This is a genomic window from Mailhella sp. (assembly GCF_057866825.1).
Genome location: NZ_DBMAHT010000016.1, coordinates 20,747 through 30,372 on the forward strand (window position 1 = coordinate 20,747; position 9,626 = coordinate 30,372).

At 62.5% G+C, this 9,626-nt stretch carries 7 protein-coding genes; 1 reads left to right on the forward strand and 6 read right to left on the reverse strand.

Features of this window, described 5'->3' with window-relative positions; all coding sequences use genetic code 11:
• Positions 1-209 precede the first annotated feature (209 nt).
• The 5 genes from ACZM96_RS03315 to ACZM96_RS03335 all read right to left on the reverse strand — a co-directional run bounded on the left by ACZM96_RS03315 (position 210) and on the right by ACZM96_RS03335 (position 4,705).
• Positions 210-539 carry a ferredoxin-thioredoxin reductase catalytic domain-containing protein gene (locus ACZM96_RS03315; protein WP_489487327.1) on the reverse strand — a complete coding sequence of 110 codons (330 nt, stop codon included), beginning with the start codon at positions 537-539 and terminating at the stop codon, positions 210-212.
• Complete coding sequence (locus tag ACZM96_RS03320; RefSeq protein ID WP_489487329.1) at positions 517-951, reverse strand: glutaredoxin family protein; 435 nt, start codon at positions 949-951, stop codon at positions 517-519. Before ACZM96_RS03320 ends, ACZM96_RS03315 begins: the two co-directional genes overlap by 23 nt.
• 122 nt (positions 952-1,073) lie before the next feature.
• A complete protein-coding gene (locus tag ACZM96_RS03325; RefSeq protein WP_489487330.1) occupies positions 1,074-2,645 on the reverse strand; it encodes a small ribosomal subunit Rsm22 family protein in 1,572 nt (523 codons plus the stop codon).
• A gap of 142 nt (positions 2,646-2,787) precedes the next feature.
• Positions 2,788-3,648 (reverse strand): zinc metalloprotease HtpX, encoded by an 861-nt coding sequence (locus tag ACZM96_RS03330; protein ID WP_294485416.1) that lies wholly within the window; start codon positions 3,646-3,648, stop codon positions 2,788-2,790.
• 220 nt (positions 3,649-3,868) lie between these two features.
• Positions 3,869-4,705, reverse strand: a complete 837-nt coding sequence (locus ACZM96_RS03335) for a histidinol-phosphatase (RefSeq protein WP_489487331.1) — start codon at positions 4,703-4,705, stop codon at positions 3,869-3,871.
• Between the two features lie 723 nt (positions 4,706-5,428).
• Here ACZM96_RS03335 and ACZM96_RS03340 point away from each other — a divergent pair.
• Positions 5,429-5,896, forward strand: a complete 468-nt coding sequence (locus tag ACZM96_RS03340) for a tRNA (cytidine(34)-2'-O)-methyltransferase (RefSeq protein WP_489487333.1) — start codon at positions 5,429-5,431, stop codon at positions 5,894-5,896.
• 16 nt (positions 5,897-5,912) lie between these two features.
• On the opposite strand, the gene ACZM96_RS03345 is transcribed toward ACZM96_RS03340, so the two are convergent.
• Complete coding sequence (locus ACZM96_RS03345; RefSeq protein WP_489487332.1) at positions 5,913-9,023, reverse strand: hypothetical protein; 3,111 nt, start codon at positions 9,021-9,023, stop codon at positions 5,913-5,915.
• Between the last annotated feature and the right edge of the window lie 603 nt (positions 9,024-9,626).

Consider the following 9,626-nt stretch of genomic DNA (forward strand, 5'->3'; position numbering starts at 1 on the left):
CGGCCACTGGGGGGAGAGACGCAGAAGCGTGCTGTTTGAAGCGCCGTGCCCGGCGACCGCTTTGAAGCGCAGGGGGAGGGCCGGTCTGATGCAAAGCTCCGAGATGGCGCTCTGCGCTCACCGCGCCTGCGTCGAAAAGGACTTTGCCGACGACTTCGGTTCACTGCGCCTGCGTCGAGCGGACGGCCCGTCTTCCGTTTACGGGCGAATTACAGTCCGCGGGAAGGATCTCGGCGTTCCTCCACTTCGGGGAAGAAGTCCGGATCGTCCTTGTGTTCCTTGGAAACGTAGAAGGAACAGAAGCACGCTCCGTACTCGGCAATGTCGGCGTCACGGTACACGCAGGGGCAGATGATGTCGCTGTCCTGCTGTTTGTCCGCGCAGGCCAGACGGCAGGGGCAGCACATGTAGCCGTAGCGCTCCTTGTTGGCCAGCAGACTTTCCGCCGTGCCCAGACAGTGCTCGTGATCGGCGTGAAGATAGTATCCCTTGGATTCAGCTCCCTTGGCCAGATGTTCAAGCAGTTGTTCCGGAGTCATGAATCAGTGCCTCCTGCATGAGCTGTTTGCGGAATCCCACGATGACCTTGCCGCCCGGCACGAGAATGGTGGGAAACGTTCCGCGGGGATTGTAGGTACGCACTTTTTCCATGAGATCGGAACGCTGCGAGCCTGCATATTCGTCAAGATAGATGACGATGTAATCGACATGGTTGGCATCAAGAAACTTTCTGGTGTTCTTGCAGTGCTGACATGTGGTGAGGGCGTACATGATGGGCTTTTCGGAAATGGGATTCATTCCGAGCTGATAGAGCTCCTGATCGCCCTTGACCTCCTCCTTCTTCGGCTTGTCGGAGTCCGGTTCGGAGGTCTTTTGTCTGCGCAGAACAAGAACCGCAATGAGAACGATGACGACAACGGCGGCGGCTATGAGGGCGACGGTAGAGTTCATGGGATGGTCTCCTTACAGGATGCTTCGCCTGAAAGCGAATGAAAAAAGTATGCTCTTTTTGTGAAAAAAAAGCCAGAGGCAACGGCTTTCGCTCCGCAAAAAAGCGAAAGTTGGCATTTTCGTCAATGTTTTCCGCGTGTTTTATCGGAGCGTCGCTCCTGATTCCGGGATGTTCTCGTGCCTCCGTTCCAGGGGCGATCGTTGTCCCGTCGGCGGGGAGAGGGACGGCGCGTCTCGTTGTCGCGCTCTTCGGGGAAGGCGCGGCCGCGCTCGGCCGGGGATCGGCGGCCGGGAAATTCGCGTCCGCGTTCAGGCGCAGGGCGGCGATGGTCGCGCCGCTCGGTTGAAAATCGCCCCGGTTCGCGCTCGTCCCTGCCGGAATGACGCGGAGACTCCAGGGAAAGAATGATCGCCCGGGACTTCATGTCCTTTTCGCGCGTGGGCCAGGCTTCGCAGAGCGCGCCGGGCGGCAGGTGCGACGAGGCGGGAATGAGGGCGAGCCCGAGGGGCGAGCAGGCGTAGCGGGCGCGTCCGGGATAGCCGGGAACCACGAAGGCGTCGGAAACGATGCGGGCGAGCACGGGGCGTCCTTTGGGCTGCGGCTGTTCTTCGGAAAACTTTTCCATGTCCTCTTCGCGAAGCTTGCGCAGCAGAAGGAAGGAAAGGCTGATGGAATCCTTGTCGAGTCCGGCGCGGGCGGAAAGTTCGCGCAGCGCGGCGGGCGCGTGTTCGGCGGGCGCGTTCACATGGCACCAGGCCGTGGTTCTCTTATTCAGCATGGGGCAGCGGCCCGCATGGGGGCAGGGCGCAAGCGGTTCGAACAGAGGCGGCAGACCGAAGTCGTCCATGTCGTCGTCCCAGTCGTCATCGTCGTCTTCGCGGCGGCCCGCCTGCTCCTCGCGCAGGGCAAAGGCCGTGAGATCACTGTATTCCGGCTCTTCGTCCACGCCGCCGAGCGCGCTCTTGCGCAGGTGCGAGACGAGGCGTCCGCCCTGCCGCGTGCCGGGTTCCACGGAAAGAATGAGGCCGTCTTCGCAGAGCATGTCGGCCGTGCTTTCCAAAAGTTCGCGCATTCTGTCGCCCATCTGATGGCCGGGTCTGGCGCGGCGTTCCTCCATTTCGTTGAGCACGTTGCCCATGCACGCCATCCACAGGGAGCCGGGCTTCGCGTAGAGGCGGCGCGGTGCCTGCGTGACCGACGAGCGCATGGTGCGGATGATCCACGGGCTTTCCGGATCCAGCGCGGCGCGCATGCCCTCAAAGATGTTCCGGCCCAGTTCCAGAATGTGCGGCGTGGTGTCGCTGGCCACCAGCGTGACGGGGCGGGAGCGCAGATCGGGGCGGGAGAGCCACAGCGCAAGCGGAAGCGTGAGCGGGCCGCTGCCCATGTCGAGAATGAGCGGCTCGTCGGGAATGCGGCCGAAATCGAGTCCGGGCAGCAGCGCGGAGAGGCGCACGAGGTTCCAGGGCAAAAAATAGCGCAGATAGGCCGAGGTCAGACGGGGGGAAGTCCAGTAGGGGCGGCTCAGGCCGTCGCGTTCCGTGGTGAGCAGCGCAGAAAGATCGCGGCAGGCCATGGGGAGGTCGCGTTTCTGGGAACCGTTCATGGGCATGACGCGGTCGAGAACGAGGAACAGTTGTTCCAGCCCGCGCCGGGCGAAGCTGTCGGGAGCAGAAAAGAGAGGTGTGATCATGGAAAATCCTGTGCGGAAAAAGGCTGCCGAAAGGTTGCTGAGAGGGTGGCGTAATCCGGGGGGAAATGCAAGGCGAAAATGAACGAAAAAGGCGGGACCCGCGTGCTGCGGATCCCGCCCTGCAGACGGAAGGATGGATTGCCTAGCCGGGATAGCGGCCGGTGCGGGCCATTTCCTGCAGGTTGGCGATGCGCTCTTCCATGGGAGGATGCGTGCTGAACATGCGGCGCATGGTGTCTCCCGAGAGCGGCGACACGATGAACATGTTTTCCGTGGCCGGATTGGCCTGCATGGCGATGTGCCTGCTGTAGGCGTCGAGATTGTTCAGGGCTCCGGCGAGGGCCAGCGGATCGCCGCAGTATTCGGCGCCCGCGGCGTCGGCCATGTATTCGCGGCGTCGGGAAATGGCCATCTGAATGAGGGTGGCGGCCAGTGGACCGAGAATCATCATGGCGATGGCGGCCAGCGGATTGCTGTTGCCGTCCTCGTCGCGCGAACCGCCGAAGATCATGGAGAACTGCAGCATGTTGGCGATGGCCGTGATGGCGGAACCGAGCACGCCGGCCACGGTCTGGATGAGGATGTCGCGGTGGGCGATGTGGGCCATTTCATGGGCGAGCACGCCGCGGAGCTGTTCCGGCGGCAGCAGGCGCATGATGCCGTCCGTCACGGCGATGACGCCGTGTTCCGGATCGCGGCCCGTGGCGAAGGCGTTGGGGGCCTCCTGCGGAACAATGAACAGCCGGGGCTTGGGCACGCCCGCGCGTCCGGCGAGCTCTTCCACTATCTGATGCACCATGGGCGCGTCTTCCGGGGAAAGTTCCTGCGCCCGGTACATGGAAAGCACGATTTTGTCGGAGAACCAGAAGCTTCCGATGTTCATGATGACGGCGAGCACGAGGGCGATGACGATGCCCTGTCTGCCGCCGAGGGCGCTGCCCATGACGATGAGCACGGCGGAAAGGCCGGCCATGAGCAGTAGGGTCTTGAGTTGGCTGGTCATAGTTTCTCCTGATGTTGTGGTCGCAAGGCCATGGGGAAAGGATAACCATGCTTCGACGCCCTGCCAAGGGCGGAATGCTTGCAAATTGTTGCAGCTGGGCCCGTTCCTCCCATGCGCCGGACCTGTCGGGAATGGGCCGCGGAAGATTGTTCCGGCCCGGGCGCACGAAGTGGCCGCGGCAGGGCAGGGCGCGGTTGCGGGGCGTGCCTGCGGAAGATGCTCAGTCGACGTCGAAAGGCATGGCGGTCACCTTGCCCCGGCAGAAGATGAGACTTTCCTTCCAGCCTTCGGCCGCGGCGCAGCGGGCCAGCTCGTCGAAGTTCCAGGCCACCTGTTCGGTGGCGTGGCTGTCCGACGCGAAGGTGATGGGCAGGCCGAGCTCATGGGCGAGTCGGCGGATCTTCGGGCCGGGGTAGATTTCCTGACAGGGCTTGCGCAGACCGGCGGAGGAAATTTCCATGGCCATGCCCGCGTCGCGCACGGCCGTGAGCGCGTCGCCCACAAGATCCATGCTTGCGGGCATATCCAGCCAGCGGCGGAAGTCCTCCACGGAGAATATCTTGATGAGATCGGGATGCGCCACGATGTTGAAGAGCCTTGTTTCGGCCATGGCCTTCATGGTGCGGTAGTACTTCTCGTAAAGGGCGCAGCGCTCTTCGAAGGAGAGCGGCTCCCAGTCGGAGGCTGCGGAGTCGAAGCCCCAGTGATCGAGAAAATGAATGCCGCCGATGCGGTAGTCGTAGTGATGTTCCGAGGTCATGGCGCGCAGGTAGGGCACTTCGTTTTCCAGCCAGTCCACTTCAAGGCCGAGCAGCACGGTGACGCCTCTGGGGGCCTGCTCTTCCTTCAGGGCCGACACTTCGGCCAGATAGTCGTTGAAGGTGGCGGAAAGATGTTCGCGGTATTCCGAGGGGTAGTCGTATCCCGCGGGCCGCGGGGAATGTTCGGAAAATCCCTGAACGACAAGGCCCTTGGCCTGCCCGGCGTCGAACATCTGCCGGACGCTGTCGCGCGCGTGGGAATGATTGGTGTGGGTGTGAAGATCGACTCGTATCATGGCGTTTTCCTGACGAAACAAAGGTTGAACGGGGGAGAGCATAGCCCATGTGCCTGCCGCCCGCAACGAGAACCGGCGGGGAAATTCGGAAAAGTCCGGCAAAAGCGGAGAGTTGGAGCGGGCAGCGGGCCGGAGGCGGGCAAAAGCAGTCGCGCGTCTTTTTTTGCCGCGCCGTGCCGGATGCCGGGCTTGCAGGCGGGGCGGCAGACAGCCCCGGTGCGCGCTGTTGAGGGGGAAAAGCGCTCGGGCCCTGGCGGGGAGGGAAAGCGGCGCGGACGCCCCTCCTCCGGAATGCGCGCAGCCGGGCGGTCGATGCGTCTTTTGCGCCCCCGCTTTTCAACGGAAACGAACGGCCGAAAGGGAACGCCGTTTCCCCTCGGGACTCTTGCGCAAACAGCCGCTTGGGGATATGGTAAACAGGCATTGTTCGCCCGCAGGGCATTCCTCAGCACAGGAGAGCGTCATGGACTTCCTTTTCTTCTTCGTCGGCATCATTGCGGTGATCTGCGCCCTTACCTATATCAAGAAAACGTCTCCCAACAGACATCATTGATCGAAGGAAAAACGGCGGAAGAGGCCGCGCCTGTTCCGCTTTCTTTCCGCGTTCCGGCAGAACGGCGGTTCCGCCGTCTTGTGTGACGTCCGCGCTCAAGAGCGTCGGGCGTTTTTCTTTTCGCTTTTCGGCGCGTTGTGAGCGCGCCCGGGCTCACGGAAGCATCCATGCTGCACATTGTTCTGTATCATCCTGAAATTCCGCCGAACACCGGCAACATCGCCAGACTGTGCGCAGGCACGGGCACGCGTCTTCATCTCATAGAGCCGCTCGGCTTCTCCATCGACGACAGGCATCTGCGCCGCGCCGGGCTCGACTACTGGCCTCATGTGGATGTGACCGCGTGGCCTTCGCTGGACGCCTATCTTCGCGCCGACGGCGCAGGCCGCAGACTGGTGGCCACGAGTGCCAGACGCGGCGTCGGCGTGCATCGCTTCGCGTTTTCCGACAGGGACAGTCTGCTTTTCGGGCCTGAATCCTCCGGACTTCCCGCCGACGTGCAGGCCGCGGCGCAGGAACACGTGCGCATTCCCATCCGAAACTGCATCCGCAGTCTCAACCTGTCCACCTCGGCGGGCATTGTGCTCTACATGGCGCTCGCCTCGCTCGGCGGTCTCGATAACTGGCCCGCGCAGTGAAAACGCGTCGCCGCGGCTACTTCTGCGGCTGCGGCGGCAGGCACACGGCCTTCATCTGACGCAGATATTCTTCGTTTCTGGCCAGGTAGAAGGAGAGCGGCGCGGCAAAGTTGCGGCCCACCAGCCCGTCCACCAGAAGCTGACTCACTTCCTTTTCCAGCATGAGAATCTGCTGCATGCGCAGCAGCACCTGCCGTTCGCTGTCGGAAAAGCGCCGCAGCATGATGTCGAGCGCATAGTTGGCCCGGGGCTGATAGAACCAGAAGTACATGAGATCGAGGGCGTTGATGATCATGTCCAGCCACAGCTGCGGATCGACGGCCTTCACGATGCGGGGCAGCGTTTCGGGGCGTCCCAGCAGCGCCATGACGTTCTTCTCGGGGAAGAGTTCCTCAAGCCTGCCGTAGAGCGCGAGCGATTCGTGCAGACGGCTGCGGTAGTCGGCCATGCGCCGACGTATGTTGCGGCCTCTGTCCACAATGCCGTCCACCACGCCGATGACCGTGTCCGACGCGAGCTTGACCACGAACACCGCGGCGGCCGCCAGCGTTTCCGGACTGCCGCCGGCAAGGGTGATCATGAGCATGAGCGCCGCGTGGAAGAGCAGCGCAAGCGGGAGCGAAAGCAGAATGCAGAAAATGTCCGAAAGAATGCTCTTGCTTGAAAAGCCCCGCAGCAGATGGGTGGCCACCTTGTACGCGCCGCAGCCTGCCATGAGTATGGAATAGGTGAGCAGGGGAGAGTTTACGGCGTTGACGCCCATGCCCTGTTCAAGGATGCGGCAGCGCAGGATGGGTTCGAGCAGCACCACGGAAAGCCCGTTGTACATGAGGGACACGTACAGGCTCGACCAGCTCACGTAGCTTTTCCAGTGCAGTACGGAGGAGCGGTGCAGCCCGCCGCTGCCGAGCACGGCCTGCAGAATGTTGCGCAGCCCGGAAATGAGGAACCAGAGCGGCGCGCCGATCCAGGCGAGCAGGCCTGTCTGAGTGAACAGGAAGGACAAAAATGCGGGAATGAAGCCCACCACCACGCAGAGCGCGTTGGAGAAGCCGGTGTTGAGGTAGTGGCTCTTTTCCAGCAGACTTTCGCTGCGGGGCTTGGCGGGCATGAAGCCGTTGGTCATGTTCGCGTCCGTGCCGCCGAGAGTGATGATGTTGCCCCGCGTGGAGCTCACGTCGGCGGTGGCGATGGAGCAGTCGCCGTGATTGCAGACCACGGTGTTTTCCGAAACGGGCGTCCATTCGGTGTGGCTGTCCTGCCGGAAGTGGCGGAAGCCGGGAATGCGTCGCAGCAGGCATTCCAGACGCGAGGATTCTTCGCCCGGGGCGTCGGAACTGTAGGTAACCTGTTCGAGCAGCTCGGTGCGCAGCGGCAGCAGAAGATGCGCGGAGCGGCGCGGATCGTTCAGTTCTCTGCGGGCGCGCAGGGGCAGGGTTTCGGGATAGGCGAGGCCCATGCCGTAACGGTGGCCGGGGCGGCTCGTGGAGTCGGTGCCCATGGTGGCGCGAAGCTTTGCCGTCTGATAGTAGCCGCAGAGCACGGGAATGTTCTGAAGAATGATGCGCAGCTTGCGCACGCGGGGAGACTTGGGCGCGTCGGCGGAGTGCAGGGTGGCGCTGCCGCGCGGCGTGCTGAATCCTTCCTGTTCGGAAACCTCGGGCAGGGCTCCGGCGTCCCGGAGCATGCCGATGATGATCTGCTTGAGCCGCGGCACGCTGCCTTCGTTGATGGCGCGCTGCAGCTCGTTGATGGACTGCAGATGTTCCAGATCGCCGTTCTGCCAGTCCTTGAGATTGAAGAGCTCCAGATGCGTGATGCGGCCCTGGCAGTCCCAGAGCAGATTGAGCACGTCTTCGGCGGAGAGGCGCGCCAAATTCAGGGTGATGCGGCAGCCGCTCTTGAGATCGCACAGCCGCGTGAGCAGGTGCAGCGGCGTCTGATTGAGCAGCTCCGGACAGTCGGCGGATTCGCAGGCGTTCTGGAGCGCGGACGTTTCGGGAAAGAGTTCGGGATCGTTCAGTCTGGCAATCACGGTTTCGGTGGTGAACTTGTCCAGAATGTCGAGCTCGTGCATGAAGCCGAGGCTCTCTTCCGCGGACACGTCGGGGGAGGCGAGCAGGTCGCGGATGTGCCGGGCGCGCTTCTCCAGCAGAGGAAAGAGCTTTTTATGAATGAATTCGGCAAGGTGCAGCAGCGACGCCTGACCGTGTCCCACAAAGAGCATGAATTCGTGCTCATCCAGCGCTTCGGGCGTTTCGTGGAGCATGGGCTCAAGGCGGAAGCGTTCGATGCGGTTCCAGTATTCGAGCAGGCGCAGTATGCGCTTTTCCAGCCAGCGAGTGGCGGCGCGGCCCTCGTTCATGAGCGTGGACATGGCCGGCGTGGAAAGAAAGGCGATGAAGTCTTCGTCGTTGGTGAAGCCGCGCGGTATCCAGATGAGATCGACCAGCCGTCCGAGGTAGGGCGCGTGGAAGAGCAGGCCTATGCGCACGGTGATGCCCATGATGCGCGCGGCGCGGATGAGTTCGCTTGCGGCCTCGGGGGCAACGTAGTTGTAGTAGATGACGGTAAGGGAGCGTATGCCCTTGAGCCAGGCGTCCATGATGAGGTGCGTGGCGTTCTTGCGGCCCTTGGTGTTGGCGTCGTGAACATGGTTGTCGAACACGGCCTGGTTCCAGTCTTCGGGCATTTCCAGCATGAAGTAGCGGTGCAGAAGGCGGCGCACCACGGCGTGACGGCCGCTTGCCGCCTGACGGAAGTCGTGGGCAAGGCGGAGCTGGGTTTCAAAATCGCCGTGGGAGCGCACGAGCTCCTTCATGAGCTGCACGAGCACGCGGCCCGTGTTGATGCGCAGAGACGTGCGTGCCATGACGAGCACTTCGTCGCGCAGGGCGGCAAGCGCTTCGATTCTGTCGTCGGCCCGGCCCTGGGAGAGGGTGTCGAGCAGCCGCAGCACCGCGGAGGCCATGCGCAGCTCCACGGGCACGGCGAGCTCCATGATGCCGGAAGGACTGAGCTGCGGCATGAGGCTGGGCAGGCCTTTCTGGCTTTTCGTCACGGTGCGGTTGATCATGGCGAGAAGCTGATAGTCCTGGGGATCGAAGCGGAGAGAGCGATGTGTCATGACGGTACCTGCGGCATAAAAAAATGGGTTTCCATAGTAGTACGACGGGCGTCGGGGCGCAAGCCGCAGGCCGGAGCGTCCGGCAGAAAGGCGGGAAAAATTGCAGTGCTCCGTTGTGAAATATGAGAGTTTTACAGAAGAAATCGGGGCGTTATACAGGCCGGCTTGACAGATTTTTTTCCGGATGAGATATTAGACCCCTATGAGACGTGTACGGAAGACGACAGACGTTTTGAAGCGTGTCGTGCTTCCGTCGTTTTCCTCCGTTCCCGAGGTCCTCTGAAGCATGGACTTTCGGCTTGCCTTGCGCATCGGAGCCGCGCCCCGCTTCGGGAGTGATCGCGGCGGGCAGAGGAAAAAGGGCGATTTCCGCTCCACGCAGCCAGGATCGCAGACGGATCGGCCGCGTGACTTCATCTCAACCCGGAGTCTGCATGACATCATCTTCCTACCGAAGTCTGATGGCAGTGTTCGGAGCGTGGCTTTTGTGCCTGTTCCTCGCCTTGCCGTCGGCTTATGGCCAGGATGCCTCTTTCCAGTCGGGCGTGGCCTCGTGGTACGGCCCCTGGCATCATGGAAAGTCAACCGCTACGGGTGGTTCCC

Coding starts and splice junctions, on each gene's coding strand:
- ACZM96_RS03345 (WP_489487332.1), bottom strand. CDS start 9,023: ATGACACATCGCTCTCTCCGCTTCGATCCCCAGGACTATCAGCTTCTC.
- ACZM96_RS03330 (WP_294485416.1), bottom strand. CDS start 3,648: ATGACCAGCCAACTCAAGACCCTACTGCTCATGGCCGGCCTTTCCGCC.
- ACZM96_RS03320 (WP_489487329.1), bottom strand. CDS start 951: ATGAACTCTACCGTCGCCCTCATAGCCGCCGCCGTTGTCGTCATCGTT.
- ACZM96_RS03335 (WP_489487331.1), bottom strand. CDS start 4,705: ATGATACGAGTCGATCTTCACACCCACACCAATCATTCCCACGCGCGC.
- ACZM96_RS03315 (WP_489487327.1), bottom strand. CDS start 539: ATGACTCCGGAACAACTGCTTGAACATCTGGCCAAGGGAGCTGAATCC.
- ACZM96_RS03325 (WP_489487330.1), bottom strand. CDS start 2,645: ATGATCACACCTCTCTTTTCTGCTCCCGACAGCTTCGCCCGGCGCGGG.